Annotated in this window: 17 protein-coding genes and 1 tRNA gene; 3 read left to right on the plus strand and 15 right to left on the minus strand. The window is 67.6% G+C overall.

Annotated elements, in window-relative coordinates; translation table 11 throughout:
• Positions 1-81: 81 nt before the first annotated feature.
• Both nth and M5D76_RS01405 read left to right on the plus strand, forming a co-directional pair.
• Positions 82-765, plus strand: coding sequence for an endonuclease III (gene nth / locus M5D76_RS01400; RefSeq protein ID WP_248921615.1), 684 nt, complete (start codon positions 82-84; stop codon positions 763-765).
• 15 nt (positions 766-780) lie between these two features.
• Positions 781-1,023: a DUF6485 family protein gene (locus M5D76_RS01405; RefSeq protein WP_248921616.1), complete on the plus strand. Its 243-nt coding sequence runs from the start codon at positions 781-783 to the stop codon at positions 1,021-1,023.
• A gap of 117 nt (positions 1,024-1,140) precedes the next feature.
• Here the strand turns inward: M5D76_RS01405 and rbr are convergent, their stop codons facing one another.
• The 9 genes from rbr to dnaX form a co-directional block, all read right to left on the minus strand.
• Entirely contained in the window at positions 1,141-1,686 is a 546-nt protein-coding gene (rbr, locus tag M5D76_RS01410) for a rubrerythrin (RefSeq protein ID WP_248921617.1), read from the minus strand.
• A gap of 66 nt (positions 1,687-1,752) precedes the next feature.
• Complete coding sequence (locus M5D76_RS01415) at positions 1,753-2,625, minus strand: HhH-GPD family protein (RefSeq protein ID WP_248922342.1); 873 nt, start codon at positions 2,623-2,625, stop codon at positions 1,753-1,755.
• Positions 2,626-2,647: 22 nt separating this feature from the next.
• Positions 2,648-3,139 (minus strand): RrF2 family transcriptional regulator, encoded by a 492-nt coding sequence (locus tag M5D76_RS01420; protein ID WP_248921618.1) that lies wholly within the window; start codon positions 3,137-3,139, stop codon positions 2,648-2,650.
• Positions 3,140-3,194: 55 nt separating this feature from the next.
• Complete coding sequence (locus M5D76_RS01425; protein WP_248921619.1) at positions 3,195-3,893, minus strand: HAD family hydrolase; 699 nt, start codon at positions 3,891-3,893, stop codon at positions 3,195-3,197.
• Between the two features lie 214 nt (positions 3,894-4,107).
• A tRNA-Asp gene (locus M5D76_RS01430) sits at positions 4,108-4,184 on the minus strand.
• Between the two features lie 117 nt (positions 4,185-4,301).
• A complete protein-coding gene (locus M5D76_RS01435) occupies positions 4,302-5,201 on the minus strand; it encodes a hypothetical protein (RefSeq protein WP_248921620.1) in 900 nt (299 codons plus the stop codon).
• Positions 5,202-5,237: 36 nt separating this feature from the next.
• Positions 5,238-5,843 carry a recombination mediator RecR gene (gene recR, locus M5D76_RS01440; protein ID WP_248921621.1) on the minus strand — a complete coding sequence of 202 codons (606 nt, stop codon included), beginning with the start codon at positions 5,841-5,843 and terminating at the stop codon, positions 5,238-5,240.
• A gap of 14 nt (positions 5,844-5,857) precedes the next feature.
• A complete protein-coding gene (locus M5D76_RS01445) occupies positions 5,858-6,166 on the minus strand; it encodes a YbaB/EbfC family nucleoid-associated protein (protein ID WP_248921622.1) in 309 nt (102 codons plus the stop codon).
• Between the two features lie 147 nt (positions 6,167-6,313).
• Positions 6,314-8,503, minus strand: a complete 2,190-nt coding sequence (gene dnaX, locus M5D76_RS01450) for a DNA polymerase III subunit gamma/tau (RefSeq protein ID WP_248921623.1) — start codon at positions 8,501-8,503, stop codon at positions 6,314-6,316.
• A 444-nt stretch (positions 8,504-8,947) separates the two neighbouring features.
• Between dnaX and M5D76_RS01455 the strand changes: the two genes are divergently transcribed.
• Complete coding sequence (locus M5D76_RS01455; protein ID WP_248921624.1) at positions 8,948-9,394, plus strand: GNAT family N-acetyltransferase; 447 nt, start codon at positions 8,948-8,950, stop codon at positions 9,392-9,394.
• 44 nt (positions 9,395-9,438) lie between these two features.
• On the opposite strand, the gene M5D76_RS01460 is transcribed toward M5D76_RS01455, so the two are convergent.
• From M5D76_RS01460 to M5D76_RS01485, 6 genes are all read right to left on the minus strand, one after another.
• Complete coding sequence (locus M5D76_RS01460) at positions 9,439-10,284, minus strand: nucleotidyl transferase AbiEii/AbiGii toxin family protein (RefSeq protein WP_248921625.1); 846 nt, start codon at positions 10,282-10,284, stop codon at positions 9,439-9,441.
• Complete coding sequence (locus M5D76_RS01465) at positions 10,281-10,865, minus strand: type IV toxin-antitoxin system AbiEi family antitoxin domain-containing protein (RefSeq protein WP_248921626.1); 585 nt, start codon at positions 10,863-10,865, stop codon at positions 10,281-10,283. Before M5D76_RS01465 ends, M5D76_RS01460 begins: the two co-directional genes overlap by 4 nt.
• Positions 10,866-11,174: 309 nt before the next feature.
• Positions 11,175-11,981 carry a pyruvate formate-lyase-activating protein gene (gene pflA, locus M5D76_RS01470; RefSeq protein ID WP_248922343.1) on the minus strand — a complete coding sequence of 269 codons (807 nt, stop codon included), beginning with the start codon at positions 11,979-11,981 and terminating at the stop codon, positions 11,175-11,177.
• A gap of 26 nt (positions 11,982-12,007) precedes the next feature.
• Entirely contained in the window at positions 12,008-12,259 is a 252-nt protein-coding gene (gene grcA3, locus M5D76_RS01475) for an autonomous glycyl radical cofactor GrcA3 (protein ID WP_283102004.1), read from the minus strand.
• A gap of 31 nt (positions 12,260-12,290) precedes the next feature.
• Positions 12,291-14,426 carry a formate C-acetyltransferase gene (gene pflB / locus M5D76_RS01480; protein WP_248921627.1) on the minus strand — a complete coding sequence of 712 codons (2,136 nt, stop codon included), beginning with the start codon at positions 14,424-14,426 and terminating at the stop codon, positions 12,291-12,293.
• A gap of 315 nt (positions 14,427-14,741) precedes the next feature.
• A complete protein-coding gene (locus tag M5D76_RS01485) occupies positions 14,742-17,822 on the minus strand; it encodes a glycoside hydrolase family 3 C-terminal domain-containing protein (RefSeq protein ID WP_248921628.1) in 3,081 nt (1,026 codons plus the stop codon).
• Positions 17,823-17,826 lie beyond the last annotated feature (4 nt).

Consider the following 17,826-nt stretch of genomic DNA (forward strand, 5'->3'; position numbering starts at 1 on the left):
GCGAGCGGGCGCGTGCGCTATCCTTAGCGGCATCGAGCATGGGGGCAGGCTCTTCTCCCCCGCGTCCTGAGGGAGGTCGCCATGGCCAGGGAGTCGAAGCGCGCGAAGCGCGAGCGGGCCCGCGAGGTCTGCCGGCGCATGGGCGAGCTCTACGGCGGCGCCCAGAGCGCGCTGGACTATACCGACGCGTTCTCGCTCGTGATCTGCGTGCTGCTGTCGGCGCAGACGACCGACGCCGCGGTGAACAAGGTCACGCCCGAGCTCTTCCGGCGCTGGCCGACGCCCGAGGCGATGGCCGCGGCCGACGTTGCGGAAGTCGGCGAGGTCATTCGCACGATCGGGTTCTGGCGCGCCAAGGCCCAGCACTGCGTCGAGACCGCACAGATGATCGTCGCCGACTATGGCGGCGAGGTCCCGCGCACGATGGAGGAGCTCACGAGGCTGCCCGGCGTCGGGCGCAAGACGGCGAACATCGTGCTCAACAAGGCATTCGGGATCGTCGACGGTATCGCCGTGGACACGCACGTCTACCGGATCGCGACGCGGCTGCGCCTCACGAGCGCGCCCACGCCGCACGCCGCCGAGCGCGACCTGCTGGACGTGATCGACCGCAACCTGTGGGAGAACGTCAACGAGGAGTGGATCCACTTCGGCCGCGAGACCTGCACCGCGCAGAGGCCCACGTGTGACGCCTGCCCGCTGGCCGACATCTGCCCGTCGGCCGGACGTCCCAACCGATGGTTCAAGCCCAAGGCCAAGCGATGAGAATGGGAGAAGAGCATGGCTGACGAGAAGAGCCACTTCTGCACCTGCGGGGACCTTGCGTGCCCGCACAACCCCAACAACCCGAAGAACGCCGACAAGCCCGGCTTCGGCTGCGACGGCTGCATCCGCAAGAACCTTGCCCTCGGCGAGGTGCCCACCTGCATCTTCAAGAACGTGGGCGACACCGAGGGTTGGAACGACTGGTCGGTCGAGGGCTTCGCCCGCTTCGTGAACCTGAACAGGAAGGCCGACGCCTAGGTTGCACTCGGTCTGTGCGGCCGGCGGGTGCGCGAGCGTTCGCATGCGCGCGACATGAGAGGGGCGGGCCCGGACTCTCCGGACCCGCCCCACATGCGATCTCTGTCGCGGTCGCCCTTAGTAGTTGACCGCCTGCTGCTCGAAGTAGGACTTGGGGTGCAGGCAGACCGGGCACAGCTCCGGCGCCTTGGGGCCGACGTGCAGGTGGCCGCAGTTCAGGCACTTCCAGACCTTGACGCCCTCGCGCTCGAAGACCTCGCCCTTCTCGACGCGCTCGACGAGCTTGAGGTAGCGCTCCTCGTGGTGCTTCTCGACCTCGCCGACCATGCGGAACTTGGCGGCGATCTCGGTGAAGCCCTCCTCCTCGGCGGTGGCGGCGAAGCCGGGGTACATGTCGGTCCACTCGTCGTTCTCGCCGGAGGCGGCGTCCTTGAGGTTGGTCAGGGTGTCGGGCACGGCGCCGTCGTGGAGGTACTTGAACCACATCTTGGCGTGCTCGCGCTCGTTGCCCGAGGTCTCGCTGAAGATGTTGGAGATCTGGACGTAGCCCTCCTTCTTGGCCTTGCTGGCGTAGTAGGCGTACTTGTTGGTCGCCTGGCTCTCGCCCGCGAACGCGGCCTCGAGGTTCTTCTTCGTCTGGGAGCTCTCAAAGTCAACTGCCATGCTAACCCCTCTCTCATGGCGCGGCGCCTTCTCGCCGCGCGGATACATGTCACCATGGTACCCGCCCTAGGCGCGCCAGGCACCATTATTTCGGCGACAGAACCCCTCGCGCTCGAGCTCCTCCAGAATCGCGGCGACGTCGCCCTCGGAAAGCGCGTCGCGCCCCGCCGAGCGCTCCACGTCGCTCAGGTCGCGCGCCAGCTCTGCCACGGTCGCGTCGCCCATCGCCCGCCGGTCGAGCAGGATCCTCACGAGCTCCGCGCGCTTCTGGCGGTGCGACCCCTCGAAGCGCGACTGCCGCACGTGCGACTTCGAGCGCCTGGAGGGGTTGCCCACCGTCCGCTTCAGGTGGCTCCCGTAGTCGAGAAGAGCGTAGTACCACGTTCGCGGGTCGTCCGTGGGGTCTGAGTCGTCTGCGGGGCAGGTGGCGTCCACGATGGGCACGAGCTCCTTGTCAGAGACCCCGTCGACACCGGGGAACAGCTCGTGGATCAGCACGGAGCGCACGTTGGTCTCGAGGTATACGGCATGCTCGTTGTAGGCGAACGCCCGGATGCCCGCGGCCGTCGCGGGACCTATCCCCGGCAGCGCCACGAGGCCCTCGGCGTCACGCGGCATCACGCCGCCCGCGGCCGAGACCGCCTCGGCCGCCGACCTCAGCGCGAGCGCACGGCGGTTGTAGCCCATGCCCTGCCACTCCTCCAGCACGTCGGCCGCGTCGGCCGCGGCCAGCGCGTCCACGGTCGGGAACCGCTCGAGCCAGCGCTGCCAGCGCCCGTCCACGCGCGCCACCTGCGTCTGCTGCAGCATGACCTCGGAGACCCAGATCGCGTACGGGTCGCGCGTTCGCCGCCACGGCAGGTCGCGATAGAGCTCGCGCCCGCGCGCGAGAACCGTCGCACGCAGGCGCTCCAGGTCCGCCCCGTCGGGCGGGCACATCACGTTCTTGGCCACGGCTCCCCTAGCGGGCGCTCGGCACGTCGGGGCGCTTCGACTCCGGCCCCACGAGCACGAACTCGTTGCCGCGCTCGAGCACCGGGTGCTTGAAGTCCACCACGACGTCGTACAGGGTCGCCGAGTTGAAGTACACCTCGAGGATGCGCTCGGCCTCGCACCAGATCGGGTTGAAGTGGCACTCGGGGCGGAACGGGCACGGGCCGCCGTCCTCGCCGCACTCCGAGCACGTCGCCACGTACACGGGGCCCTGAACGGCCTCGATGATCGTCTTGATGGTGACCTTCTTGGGGTCCACAGCCAGGCGCATGCCGCCGTGCGAGCCGCGCATGCTCTCGACGATCCCGGCGCGAACCAGGTCATGCTGGATCGAGCGCGCGAACGAGTAGGGAATGCCGTTCTTCTCGGCGGCGGTGCGAACGGAAACGATGCCACCGTCGCTCTTGACGAGCTCGGAAAGCATCCTCAGCGAGTAGTCTGTCTTGCGCGAGATATCCACTGCTAAAACCTTTCTCCAAACTCAAACGATCAAACGACAGTCGTGCGGCCAGCAGCTACCGCCAGTCCACGATAGGCCAGTCCAGCCTGCGGGCGGCCCTCCTCAGGGTGCGGCCCGGGCTCACCGCGAAGGGCTTCTCGGCCTTGCCGAGAAGAGCGAGGTCCGTATAGTGATCGCCATACGCGTACGCGATCGTCCACTTGCCCTCGCCGATGTGCTCGTCGGCCCACTTCTCCACGACCACGCGCTTCTGCGGACCCGCGACGACCTCGCCCTCGACCTCGCCGGTGTAGAGGCCACTCTCGTCGCGGCGCATGTCGGTGGCGACAACGCCGTCGAAGTGCATGTCGCGCGCCGCGCGCTGCGCGATGTCCGCGAACGTCGCCGAGACGAGCAGCGTGACGCAACCCTCGCGGCGCCTGCGCTCCACCTCCGCCTTGCCCAGGGCGCGGTAGCGCTCCTTGAGCACGGTCTCGTAGAAGTCGTCCATGATCCGGCCGACCTCCTCGGGGGTGCGTCCCGCCAGCGCGGAGAAGATGATCTCGCGCGGCTCCTCCTGGCGCTTGGGCAGGTGCGTCGCATAGCGGATGCCCCACCAGCTCAGGCGCGAGGCCTGCGTGGCCGTCAGGAAGCCGCGGGAGAGCAGGTAGCGGAAGAGCAGGAAGCCCGACTGTCCCGAGATGAGGGTGCCGTCAAAGTCGAACACGGCAAGGCGAGCGCGATTCTGCTCGCTGTACTCGTCAGCCAGGTTCATGGGCCCCCTTCCGCCTTCGCCGGACTCGCATCCGGGACTTCCAAGTGATGCGCCGACCGCTCGGTCGGCCGCGATGAATTATACAGCAGCGGTCACATATCAAGGTGACTAAGCGTCTCGCGTTAGCGCTTCGTAATAGACGCGAAACCACCCTGTTGGAAGGCAGAATCACGGCACAAAAAAAGCCACGGCCGAAGCCGTGGCTGAGCATTCATGGCGGGATATGCGGGACTTGAACCCGCGACCTCCGACGTGACAGGCCGGCGCTCTAACCAGCTGAGCTAATACCCCGTGCATCAGTGCGGGAGTTAATATACACGCCCGAGGCCTCTCTTGTCTAGCGAAATCGGAAGAATTTCCGTCTCCACTAGTTGCGCACAACTTCGCGCGAGGCCGCTCTCCCACAAGCTAGCTCAAAGGCACCGTGACCTTGGCGCCTGCCTCGTCGGTGATGATGAGGTTCGGGCTGGCCAGCTCCACGTGGGCGATCTTGCCCTTGCCCGTGATCGCCTCGCCCTCGGCGTTGACGACCTGCGTGGGCAGGGCGCCTGCGCCCATGGTGTAGCCCAGGACGTCCCAGGAGTCGCTCAGGTTCTCGGGGATGATCAGCGCGCCGTTGTAGAGCACGAGCTGCACCGGCGTGCCCTCGAAGGTGAAGTAGACGGTGCCGTCCTTCGCGCCGTCGGCGTAGCCCACGAGCGCGTACTTGCCGTCCTGCTGCGCCTCGAGCTTGTAGGAGATGCCGCGGTAGCTGATGGCCTGGCTCGCGTCGGTCTGGGTCTGCTCGACGACGGTCGAGCCCTGCGACTTGTCACTCGGCTTCAGGAGGGTTCCCGCGACGAGAAGGACGACGGCCACCACGATCGCGGCACCCACGCCGATGACGGCGAACACCTTGACGTTGGTCTTGGCCTTGGGGGCCCTGCTCTCGACCTGGGGGCGGTTTCGTCCCTGCAGGCGGTTGCCGGCCGCGCCGCCCATGTTCGACCACGAGGCGGTCGAGCTCGGCGAGATCCTGCTGACGTTGCTGCGGTTCTCGACCGTCGCGCCCATGCCCGCCTCGATGCGCTGGAACGAGCCGGTGGCTGCCGGGTCGAGGACGGGGCGGGGCGCGTCCTGCTCCCCTATCTCGTCAGACTCGAAGGTGTTGGTGCGAGCGTAGTGCTGGTAGTTCGACGTGGTCGCGCCTGCGAAGTGCGAACCCGGCCGCGCGCCCGCGGCGCGCCTGGGGGCACGAGGGCTGCCGTCGTGCGCGGCATGGCGGCCGTGACGCGGTGTGAGATCGTCGCCTCTCGTGTTCTGACTCATGTCAGACCTCCTCGTCTGGCAGCTGGTGCGTTTAGGCTACAGCGCCCGTCGCGCCTCTATCGCGCGACCGAGCGTCACCTCGTCAGCATACTCGAGGTCGCCACCGACAGGCAAACCGCTCGCCAGCCTCGTCACCTCGACGCCCAGGGGGCGGATGGTGCGAGACAGGTACGTCGCCGTCGTCTCGCCCTCCACGTCTGGGTTCGTTGCAAGTATAACTTCCTTGATGGAATCGTCCGAAAGCCTGCCGAGCAGCTCCTTGACGTGGAGCTGCTCGGGGCCGATCTTGTCCATCGGAGAAATGACGCCTCCGAGCACGTGGTACAGGCCGTGATAGGAGCCCGTCCTCTCGATCGCGGTGACGTCCCTCGGCTCCGACACGACGCAGATCGAGCTGCGGTCGCGGGATGCGTCGTCGCACACGTCGCAGTGCTCGCGCGTGGCGTAGTTGAAGCAGATGGGGCAGAAGTGAACCTGCTGCTTGACGTCGAGGATCGCGTCGGCGAGGCGACGCGCCGTCTCGACGTCGGCGGCCAGGAGGTAGTAAGCGATGCGCTGAGCGGACTTCGGGCCGATGCCCGGAAGCCTGCCCAGCTCGTCGAGAAGGCGCTGGAGCGCCCGTCCGTCCCTGAACTCCCCCATCGAGATGGCCCTTCCTAGAAGAGGCCCGGGATGTTCATGCCGCCGGTGACGGCACCGAGCTGCTGGTTGGCAGCCTCCTGGGCGCTCGAGAGGCACTCGTTGACGGCCGCGAGGATGGTGTCCTGGAGGATGTCGACGTCCTCGGGGTCAAGGGCCTCGGGGTCGATGGTGATCGAGGTGATGTTCATGTCGGCGGTGCCGGTGACCTTGACCATGCCGCCGCCGGCGGAGGCGGAGACCTCGATGTCGCCGAGCTTGTCCTGGGCCTCGGCAAGCTGCTTCTGCATCTTCTGGGCCTGCTTCATCATCTGCTGCATGTTCATGCGGGCGCTCCTTACGGGAGTGATTCCTTACGTTCCAGGCCGCCGGGGCGGCCACGTACAACATCTCATGATACGGCTCTTACGTGCCGAATCGCGGCCGTCGGCGACAAACCAGCAAACCTGCCAAGGCGCCGTCGGACGGGCTCGCTACTCTGCGTCCCCCTTGTGCTCGACGCTCATGGTGACCTCTCCGCCGAAGACGTTGGAGAGCATGTCCAGGATCTCCTGGGCCTCGGCGGGAGCCGGGGTCGACGGGGCCGGCGCGGCCGGCTTCGCAGCGGGCGCGGGCTTCGGGGCCGCCTCGGGCTTGGGTGCCGGGGCCGCCTCGGGCTTGGGTGCCGGGGCCGCCTCGGGCTTGGGAGCCGGAGCAGGCGCAGGCTCGGGCGTGGGCTCCGGCTTGGGAGCAGGGGCAGGTGCGGGCTCAGGCGCGGGAGCCGAGGGCTCCTCCTCCGCATAGGGCGCAGCCGCCGCGTCGTCATACGGGACCTCCTCGTAGGGAGGCACGTCGTCCCACGGCATGGCCTCGCCGCTCGGCGCGGCCGCAGGGGCAGGCGCGGGCGCGGGAGCCGGCGCAGGTGCCGGGGCAGGCGCGGGTGCGGGTGCCGGAGCCGGGGCAGGTGCCGCCGGCCTGTGTGCGATGTTCGCCGCCTGCAGGCTCGACTCGACAAAGGTCAGTCCCCTGCGACCGAAGACGGACGCGACGACCGGGTCGATGATCGCACGGACGTCCGCGCGCTCGAGCATCTTAACGGAGAAGAGCGACCCGTTGGGGAGGTTGATGGTGAGCGACTCGCCGTCGTCAGACATGGCCGTGGAGTTCGTGATGAGAGCGCCACGCGCGCGGTCCTTGCGCATGAGGCCATCAATGACCTGCTTCCACTTGCGTTGGAGCTCTCCACCGTCGGTCACGGCAGGGGTGCTCGGCGCAGGGGCGGCCGCCTCCGGGGCAGGAGCCGCCTTGGGCGCGGGCGAGGGCTTCGGAGCCGGAGCGGGCTTGGGTGCCGGAGCGGGAGCCGGGGCCGGAGTGGGTGCCGGCTTGGGCGCGGGGGCCGGTGCGGGCGCAGGTGCCGCAGCGGGAGCGGGAGCAGGCGCGGGAGCCGGGGCCGGTGCGGGCGCAGGGGCGGCGGCGGGGGCGGCGGCGGGAGCGGGAGCAGCCGCGGGGGCTGCGGGCACGCCGTTGGCGGCGAGCTCGGAGATGCGGCGCTCGAGCTGGCTCACGCGGTCGGCGAGCGAGTCGATCGTGAGGTCGCTCTTGGGGCGCGCGAGGCGCGTGAGCGCGATCTCGAGCACGAGGCGCTGGTTGGTGGCCGTGCGCATCTCGTTGGCGGCGTCGCCCAGGACGGCGAGCGCGCGGGAGATGCGGTCAACGGAGCCGAAGGCGAGCGCCTCGTCCTTCAGGTTCTGGAGCTCCTCCTCGGAGACGTCCACGACGCCGGGCTTGGGGCCCACGGCAGACACGACGTAGACATCGCGCAGGTGACCCGAGAGCTCGTGCGTGAACTGGAGCAGGTCGCGGCCAGAGGAGACGAGCTCCCCGACTGCGCCGAAAAGCGAGGCCACGTTCCTCTCGGCAATTGCGCAGGCAACGCTCACGAGCATGGAGCCGGAGACCTCGCCGAGGAGGTCCTGGGCGGAGTCGATCGAGATGGTGCCGTCGCCGAAGACGGAGAGCTTCTCGAGGGTGGAGAGGGCGTCGCGCATGCCGCCGCGGGCGTGGCGGACGACGAGGTCGAGCGCGGCCTTGTCGAAGGTGAAGCCCTCCTGCATGCAGACGTCCTCGAGGTGCGCCTCGATGTCGGCGTTGCCGATCGCGCGGAAGTCGAAGCGCTGGACGCGCGAGAGGATGGTCTCGGGGATCTTCTGCGGGTCGGTGGTGCAGAGGACGAAGACGACGTGCTCGGGCGGCTCCTCGAGGGTCTTGAGCAGCGCGTTGAACGCCTGCGTCGTGAGCATGTGGACCTCGTCGATGATGTAGAACTTGTAGCTGCCGCGCACGGGGGCGTAGCTGACGCGGTTGATGATCTCCTCGCGCACGTTGTCGACGCCGGTGCGCGACGCGGCGTCGAGCTCGTAGACGTCGGGGTGCTCGCCGGCGGCGATCAGCTTGCACTGCTCGCACGTGCCGTCGGGCAGCTGGCCGGGGGCCTTCTCGCACATGAGCGCCTTCGCGAGGATGCGCGCCATCGTGGTCTTGCCCGTGCCGCGCGGCCCGCAGAAGAGGTAGGCGTGGCTCGTGCGCCCCTCGAGGACGGCGTGCTCGAGCGTCGAGACGACGTGCTGCTGGCCCACGACGTCGGAAAACGTCTGCGGACGGTACTTCCTGTAAAGCGATTCCATCTTGCCCCCGTGGTAACTGGTCGTATGACTGACAAGTATACCCGCGGCGGCGGGGGTGCGCAGGGCGGCTCGGCGGGGTGCGCGAGGAATGCGGGCGCCACGGCCCGAACAGGTGCAGTTCGCAGCAACATGGGTCGTCTGCTGGTGTTGCGATTACCTAAATCAATTTCACCGAAATAGATTTCGGTGAAATTCGTTTGGGTAAATCGCTCATGCACAATCGTGTGGGATTAAAACGAAGGGCAAGACAGTCTCTCACTATTTGACTCGAAACGCATCGTCTCCGCAGGTAAATAGTGGTGTGTCGAGGTTTTCGGCACACTACTCTTTCACAGAAAACAGCGCTCCTTTTCGGGGACCGTCTGTGGCACCATTTGTGGCGGCATAGCCCTGAAGGCCCTGACGTCGAGCATCGGACGTCGAAGACGCTTGCGGAGGAACCCATTGGTCGAACTCAAGCCCATAACCGAGGACAACTTCGTCGACGCGTTCAACCTCAACCTCGCGCCGGGGCAGGAGGAGTGGGTCTCCCACCCCATACGCAGCCTCGCGCAGGCCTACGTCTACCGAGACCAGTGCCAGCCGTTCGGGATCTACGCCGACGGGAGGATGGTCGGCTACGTCATGGTCGTCTACGACTGGGACATCCCCGAGTATGACATCTGGCACATGGTGATAGACGAGGCGGAGCAGGGGCGCGGGTACGGAAGCGATGCCCTCGACCAGGTTATCGCCTACATACGGACCAGGCCGTTCGGAGACTCGCCCCGCGTCGCCCTCACCTGCCACAAGGACAACGCCGTTGCGCTGAGCCTCTACGAGAAGAAGGGGTTCGCGGTCACGGGGGCCGTCTACGACGACGAGGTCGAGCTCGCCAGGACGGCTGGCTAACGGGGACGGCAAGGCAAAAGGCGCCAGTCGCGCCGCAAGACACCCTACCAGCCGATGGCTTCCATGATCTCCACGATCGTGTCGCACGTCTCCTCAAGCGTCATGTCTCCGACGTATGGGTGCCCGCGTACGTAGGCGGCCCAGTGTCCGAGCATCCCGGCATCGGTAGCCACCTGGACCATCACCGTGCGGTAGTTGCCCATCGCAGCGAGCGACCCACGCTTCTCGGCGGTGGCCGTAAGGGCCTCTCTGAGTACTCCCAGGTCAACCTCGTCGCCCCTCGTGAGCCACAGCATGCGCAGGTCGTAGTAGTCGCGCGGGCGCGTGTTGGCCACGCTGCGGCTTATGACGGTCTCCAGCTTCTCCGCCAGCGTGGTGGCGAGCGGGTACGACATTATGGTGATGGTGCGGTCGTCGAACAGCAGCGGGTAGCGGAATTCGATTGCCTCTGGTGTGATCCTGTCGCCCGTGGTCACGTCCACGGTGACGGGAGAGCTCATCTTCTCGTAGTTGGCGAGCAGGTGCACGCGGATGCCCTGGTAGTCGTCGGTCTCGCGTATGTCCTCGGTGCGGACGAACTCGAAGGAGAAGTCGTCGTCGGCCTCCACTGCCGCGATCTCCCGGAAGGCCCGCTCGGCATTCTCGTGGGTGAGCGGGAAGCCTCGTACGGTCGTGTCCAAGTCCTTCGTGCTGCGCCTGTCCACGCCTACCAGCGAGCTGATGAGCATGCCGCCCTTGACGACGACATCGTCGCGCCAGCGTGAGAGCGAGATGCGCTCCAGCAATCGCTCGATAAGGTAATGCTGCATCAAAAGCTGGGGCGGGACGCCCTCGGCTCTCGCCCGGTTGCGTATGTAGGCCTTGAGCTGCATGGCGTTCCTCGTCCTCACAGCAGCACCTCCAGGTAGTTGCGTATCTTCTTCTCCACCCCGAGCGCCCGTGCGTAGCCGAGCAGCTTCTGGACGTCCCGGGCGCTGTTGCGGACGTATTGCCGCATGGCCGGGTTTACCACCTGCACGTCCACGACGCGCCGCCCGCGCACGACGTCGCAGAGGGTGCGCTCCAGGTCGTATGCGCGCACCTCGTTGCCGTAGCTCGTCCTGACGGTGGCGAGGCCGAGGTCGAGCACCTCGTCGGCGCACGTCCTCACCTCGACGCCGCTCTCGCGTACCTTGGTCGCACGGTACGAGCGCGGAAAGGTCATCGTGAGGTATAAGGGTGTGCGGTCGGTGTAGCCGTGCAGGAAGAGCGCCGTGCCGTCTGAGAAGATGCCCTTGGGGAAGCGCAGCTGCGTTGCGAGGAACTCGTCCTCCCAGGCGTCCGCCAGGCAGTAGACGCCGCGCTGGACGCGCTCGAGCTCGCCCGCCCTTACCATGTCCGAGATGCGGGCGCGGGGAATGCCGGCGCCGACCACCTGGGAAGTCGTCACCAGCCCGCCGTTTGCCTTGGCCAGGTCTATGATGGCTTGCATGTCACCTCGCATCTTTAGGGTACGAATTTACTGAAAATACTATACTATTCAGTCGAATAGGACAACTGGGATACCGTCGCTTTACCCTTTTGGGTGATGAGAAAGGGGGCAGGGCCATTCAGGCAACCGAACCGGAGCTTGCCTCATTTTTCAAAAGTTCCCAGCGTGTATTTCAGATTTCCCCATCAGTATTTTCGGATTTCCCCATCATGCTTTCAGGAGTAGCGAAGGCCACCCGCATGTCAGCAGGCGACCTTCGCTCTTCGTGTCCTGCGATATAGCAGCCCGGACCGAGCACGGGAGGGCAGGCTAGCCGCGGGCGGCACGCGCACGCTCGCGCGCGGCGAGGATCGTCGAACGGAGCTCGCGGGCGCGGGAGGCGTCCATGGGCTCGACGCCGGCCAGGGGGTACGGGATGCCCAGGCGCTCGTACTTGGCGACGCCCATCGTGTGGTACGGCAGCACGTCGAGGCCGACCACGTTGTCCCAGCGCGCAATGAGGCGACCGACGCCCTCGAGCTCCTCGCGCGCGTCGGTGATGCCGGGCACGACGACGTGGCGGACGATCACGGGAATGCGCCTGCGGCAGAGCTCGACTGCGAGCGCGAGGGTGCGCTCGCCTTCCATGCCGCAGAGCTCGACGTGGCCCGCCGGGTCGGAATGCTTGATGTCGAGAAGAGCCAGGTCCGTGTTCGCAAGGGCGCGCTCGAAGCGCTCGGGCCGCGCGGGGTCGAAGGTCGCGCCGGAGGTGTCGAGGCAGGTGTGGATGCGGCCCGCGGGTGAGGCGTGCGCGGCCTCGAACAGGGCGCCGACGAAGTCGGGCTGGGCCAACGGCTCACCGCCCGTGAGCGTGATGCCGCCCGTGCGGTAGAAGGGGCGGTTACGCTCGAAGGCCTCGAGCACCTCGGCCACGCTCATGTCGCGGCCGGGCCCGCCGGCGTCGCCGGCGCCCGCACGCCCGAACCCCCACGTGTCGGGGTTGTGGCAGAAGGCGCAGCGCATCGGGCAGCCCTGGAGGAAGACGACCAGGCGCGTGCCGGGGCCGTCGACCGTGCCGAAGGTCTCGACGGAATGGACCCTCCCGCAAATTGCGAGAGGGTCGCTGCCAGGTGCCATGCTCTTCTCGGCGGTCACGCGCGCTTCTACATCGACTCGTGGAAGGTGCGCGAGATGACGTCGTTCTGCTGCTCGCGCGTGAGCGAGTTGAACTTGACCGCGTAGCCGGAGACGCGGATCGTGAGCTGCGGGTACTTCTCGGGGTGCTCCTGGGCGTCGAGGAGCGTCTCCTTGGTGAAGACGTTGACGTTCAGGTGGTGGCCGCCCTTCTCGGCGTACCCGTCGATGAGGCTCACGAGGTTGTCAACCTGGGAGGGGGCGACGTCTGCTGTGGTCATGTGAGTTCCTTTCCGCGCCACGGGGCGCTCGTTATCGACGGTCCAGGGCGTCCTCGCGCGCGGAGGCGTCGGCCTCGCACGCGCAGTCGACGGCGTTCTCGAGGGTGAAGTCGGCGACCTTGAAGTCGACCGAGCCGAGGTCGAGCTCGGCGCCGGAGAACATGACGTCCTCCCCCTTGCCGAGGGCGTTGGGCACGATCGAGAACGTGTTGGAGATGCCGTCCTGCGCGTCCTTGAACGGAAGCTTCGCGACCGAGGCGAGCGACGCCACGGCGCCGTGGGTGTCGCGACGGTGCATGGGGTTCGCGCCCGGGGCGAAGGGCTCGCCGGCGCGGCGGCCGTCGGGGGTGTTGCCGGTCTTCTTGCCGTAGACGACGTTGGAGGTGATGGTCAGGATCGACGTCGTGGGGACCGCACCGCGGTAGGTGGGGACCTCGCGGACGTACTTCATGAAGCGCTCGACGACGTCGTGGGCGATCGCGTCGACGCGGTCGTCGTCGTTTCCGTACTTGGGGAAGTCGCCCTCAACCACATAGTCGGTCACGAGGCCGGTCTCGTCGCGAACGACCTTGACCTTGGCGTACTTGATGGCGGAGAGCGAGTCGGCCACGACCGAGAGCCCGGCGATGCCCGTGGCGAACCAGCGGTGCACGTGCTCGTCGTGCAGGGCCATCTCGATGCGCTCGTAGCAGTACTTGTCGTGCATGTAGTGGATGATGTTGAGCGCGTTCACGTAGACGCCGGCGAGCCACTCCATCATGTCGCGGTACTTGACGATGACGTCGTCGTAGTCGAGGTACTCGCCCTCGACGGGACGGAAGCGCGGGGCGACCTGTGCGCCCGTGACCTCGTCGCGGCCGCCGTTGATGGCGTAGAGCAGGCACTTGGCGAGGTTGGCGCGGGCACCGAAGAACTGCATCTCCTTACCGATGCGCATGGAGCTCACGCAGCACGCGATGCCGTAGTCGTCGCCGTGGTAGACGCGCATGAGGTCGTCGTTCTCGTACTGAATCGAGCTCGTGGCGATCGAGATCTTGGCGCAGTAGCGCTTGAATGCCTCGGGCAGGCGCGTCGACCACAGGACCGTCAGGTTCGGCTCGGGGCTCGTGCCCATGTTCTCGAGGGTGTGCAGCCAGCGGAAGCTCGACTTGGTGACCATGGTGCGGCCGTCGACGCCCATGCCGCCGATCGACTCGGTGACCCACTGCGGGTCGCCGGCGAAGATCGAGTTGTACTCGGGCGTGCGCGCGAACTTCACCATGCGGAGCTTCATCACCAGATGGTCGACGATCTCCTGGATCTCGCTCTCGGTGAACGTGCCGCGCGCGAGGTCGCGCTCGGCATAGATGTCGAGGAACGTGGTGTTGCGCCCGATGGACATGGCGGCGCCGTTCTGCTCCTTCACGGCGGCCAGGTAGCCCATGTAGAGCCACTGCACGGCCTCCTGGAAGTTGCTCGCGGGACGGTTCAGCTCGAGCCCGTAGATCTCGCCGAGCTTCCTCAGCTCCGCAAGGGCACGGGCCTGCTCGGCCAGCTCCTCGCGGTGACGGATCGTCGCCTCGTCCATGATCTTGTGCGTGTCGTCCTTCTCGTGGAGCTTCTGCTCGATGAGGTGGTCGACGCCGTAGAGCGCGACGCGGCGGTAGTCGCCGATGATGCGGCCGCGGCCGTAGGCGTCGGGCAGGCCCGTGATGATGTGCGAGTGGCGGCAGGCGCGCATCTCGTCGGTGTAGGCGTCGAACACGCCGGCGTTGTGGGTCTTGCGGTAGTTGGTGTAGAAGTCGACGACCTCGGGGTCGACCTCGTAGCCGTTGTCGCGGCACGCCTGCACGGCCATGCGGATGCCGCCGTTGGGCATCAGCGCGCGCTTGAGGGGGCGCTCGGTCTGCAGGCCCACGATCTTCTCGAGGGGCTTGTCGATGTAGCCCGCCCCGTGCGACGTGATCGTCGAGACGACCTTGGTATCCATGTCCAGCACGCCGCCGGCGGCCGCCTCCTGCGCGAAGAGGTCCATCACCTCGCCCCACAGCTTGTTGGTCGCCTCGGTCGGGCCAGCGAGGAACGACTCGTCGCCCTCGTAGGGGGTGTAGTTGCGCTGAATGAAGTCGCGAACGTCGATCTCGCGCTCCCAGTTGCCGCCGACAAAACCGTCCCAAGCCTGTTGCATGCCGCACACTCCTCAACATCCGATGAAGCCGAAACGCGCCACTGTCTTTTTGTGCCCCGCCCTGCGAGAAGAGCGCGGATGCGCGCCGGACGCTTCGCCTTCCCTTCGGAGGGCGGCGCGGCAGACACGCACAGAGACACAGTAATACAAAATGTAGTGCCCGCGCTCGTCTATTTCCACCATATTTTGCGAGCCGAAATCAACTGCACATACCCGCAGGAAACAGCCCCCGTCGCCCGGCGGCCCCTTGTAAACTCCAGGAATTCGCGCGGCGAAAAGCCGCCTCGGGGCGTTGTGCGGTCGCGCGTCGGGGCGCTACGCCTCGCCGTCGCCACCCGTGTCCGCACCGCCGCCATCGGACGGCGTGTCGGGCGTGATCCAGAACTTCAGCACCGGGAAGCTCACGATGACGGCGAGCAGCGTGTTGACGGCCGAGGCGATCGTGTTCGAGAGGCCGGCCTCCATGCCGAAGGTCGTCTGGCAGAAGTTGGAGACGTGCCCCGGAAGCACGAGGTTCACCACGACGATCAGCACGGCGAGCAGGGCGAACTTCGGCGCCGCACGACCGAAGTCGGCCGTGGACTTGAAGACCCACTTCATCTGCACGAAGAAGTTCACCACCTGCGCAGCGACCTCGGCGATCAGGAACGTGACGAAGGCCCCGAGCCCACCGGAGCTCGCGGCCGTGTAGTCGAAGAACAAGAACGAGAACGGCTGCGTCATGCCGAGCGCGCCCACGAAGACGGCGGTGCCCGCCCACGTGCACACGAAGCGCGTCGCCGTCGAGATGTTGCTGAGCACGTTGAACTTGATGAACTCCCAGAGCCCCTGGTGACGCTCACACCACAGCGCGAAGGCCGAGCGCGTCTCCCCGCCATCGCGGGCAAGCCGCGCCTCACCGCGGGCGTTCCGCACCGCGTTGACCGCGAACGCGCCCAAAAGCGGCAGCAGGAACCACGCAAGCCACGCGAGCGCGAGCACGCCGGCAAGCCCCGGTGCGCGCCCCATCGCCAGCCACACCGCGACGGCCGCGGCGACGCCGGCAAGGCCCCAACCGCGCACCTCGCGCACGAGCGCGTCCACCATCCCCATCGAGACGAGCCCGCCCGCGCTCTTGGCGATCGCCCTGAGCGGCATGTTGTAGATGAACAGCGGCCCCAGGCTGGGGCGTCCGTCCGCGCCGAGCCTCCTCGACGCGCGCCCCAACGCGGCAGACACGACCCAGAACAGCGGGCTCAGCCCACGTCGCGCATCGCGCAGGCAGAGGTTGCGGTCCAGGCGCACGCTCCCGTCGGGAAGCGAACGCCCCAGCAGCCGCTCGAACTCGTCGTCCCCCACGTGGCGCACCTGCCCCGTGCGGTAGCTCTCGATCTCGAGGCCCTCGTACGGGTTCGGCGCATCCGTCCCCTCGACCTCGACCGTCGCCGAGAGGAGCACCTCCGCGCTCGAGGGGCCGACGCCGACCTCGTACGCGCCGCCCTCGACCTCCCAGCCGCCGGCCCGCACGTTGTAGTACGCAAGCGGACGCTCGCCCAAATCAATCGTCACGCGCCGCGACTCGCCGGCGGCAAGGGCGACCTTCGCGAACCCCCTGAGCTCGCGCGCGGGCGCGAACACCTCGCCGCCCTCCTTGTGCACGTAGACCTGCACGACCTCGGCACCATCACGCGGCCCCACGTTAGTGACCGTGAGCGTCACCGACGTCGCGTCCAACGCGACCTCAAGCCCCTCGTAGTCAAACTCCGTATAGCTGAGCCCGAACCCAAACGGCCATGCCACCTCGACGCCGGCCGTCTGGTAGTAGCGATACCCGACGTAGACGCCCTCGCGATACGCCGCAACCGCGCCGTCGGCCGGGAAGTCGTCGGCGCACGGCACGTCCTCCAGCCGCCGCGGCCACGTCTCCGCCAGGCGCCCCGAGGGGTTGGTCCGCCCCAGCAGCACGTCGAGCGCGGCCATCGCGCCGGCCTGGCCGCCCAGCCCTTGGTACAGGATCGCGCGCGCCTGGTCCTCCCAGTCGCACTCGACCACGCCGCCGGAGCTCAAGAGCACCACCACGTTCGCATTCGCCTTCGCCACGCAGGCGAGAAGAGCGAGCTGCCCCTCGTCGAGGGCGAGGCTCCCTCGGTCGAGCCCCTCGCTCTCCGCGGCCTCCGAGAGCCCGAGGCAGCACAACACCACGTCCGCCCTCGACGCCAGCACCTCCGCGGCCGCGAGCGAGTCGTCGCTCGTCGCGCCCGCGCGGTCGAAGCCCGGCTCGAACCCGACGAGCCGCAGCCCCGACATCGAGATGGCGCCCTCGAGCGTGTCGAGCTGCGTGCAGTTGACCAGCGACGACCCCGCGCCCTGGTAGCGCGGGTTCGCCGCAAAGTCTCCCACGAGCGCCACGCTCGTGCCTGGCGCAAGCGGCAGCAGCGGCTCGCCGCCGGCGGGCGCCTCGTTCTTCAGCAGCACGATGCCGGCGGCCGCGGCCTCGCGCGCAAGCTGGTGGTGCTCCAGCTCGTCATAACCGGGCGCCTCCTCCACGGCCTCGCGCGTCGACAGCACCAGCTCCACGAGCTCGTCCACCCGCTCATCAACCACGGCCTCGTCGAGCACCCCGGCCTCCACGGCACGCTCCAGCTCACGTGCCGAGTCCAGCCCGCACGCGGGCATCTCCAGGGTCGACCCCGCGCGCACGCCGGCAACGTGGTCGTTCGACGCGCCCCAGTCGGTCACCACGGCACCCTCGAAGCCCCACTCGCCGCGCAGGATCTCGGCAAGCAGGTGCTCGTTCTCATTGGCGTAGGTGCCGTTCACGCGGTTGTAGCTGCTCATGATCGCCGCGGGCCGCGCCTTTCGCACGCAGCGCTCAAACGCGGCAAGGTAGATCTCGCGCAGCGTCCGCTCGTCCAGCTCCGAGTCCGACGCCTGTCGGCGCGTCTCCTGGCTGTTCACGGCAAAGTGCTTCACGCACGCGCCCACGCCCGCCGACTGCACGCCGGAAACGTAGGCCGCGGCCATCTCGCCGGCAAGGCACGGGTCCTCCGAGAAGTACTCGAAGTTCCGCCCGCACAGCGGGTTCCTCTTGATGTTGATCCCGGGCCCCAGCAGGACCCCCACGCGCTGCGAGGCGGCCTCGCGCCCAAGGGCTGCGCCCACGCGCCTCACGAGCTCCTTGTCCCAGGTGTCAGCAAGGGTGACGGCGGTGGGAAAGCAGGTGGCGGGCAGACTCTCGCCCAGCCCCATGTGGTTGGATCCCTCGTCCTGATGGCGCAGGCCGTGCGGCCCGTCGGCGAACTGCAGCGCGGGCAGCCCCACGGACGCGACGGCCCTCGTGCCGAACGCGGTGCCGCCGGACAGCAGGGCACACTTCTGCCAGAGACTCAGCTTGGAGACGATGCCCTCATGTCGCACGGCG

The sequence above is a fragment of the Olsenella intestinalis genome (genome assembly GCF_023276655.1).
In the GTDB taxonomy this organism is placed as follows: Bacteria; Actinomycetota; Coriobacteriia; order Coriobacteriales; family Atopobiaceae; genus Olsenella_J; species Olsenella_J intestinalis.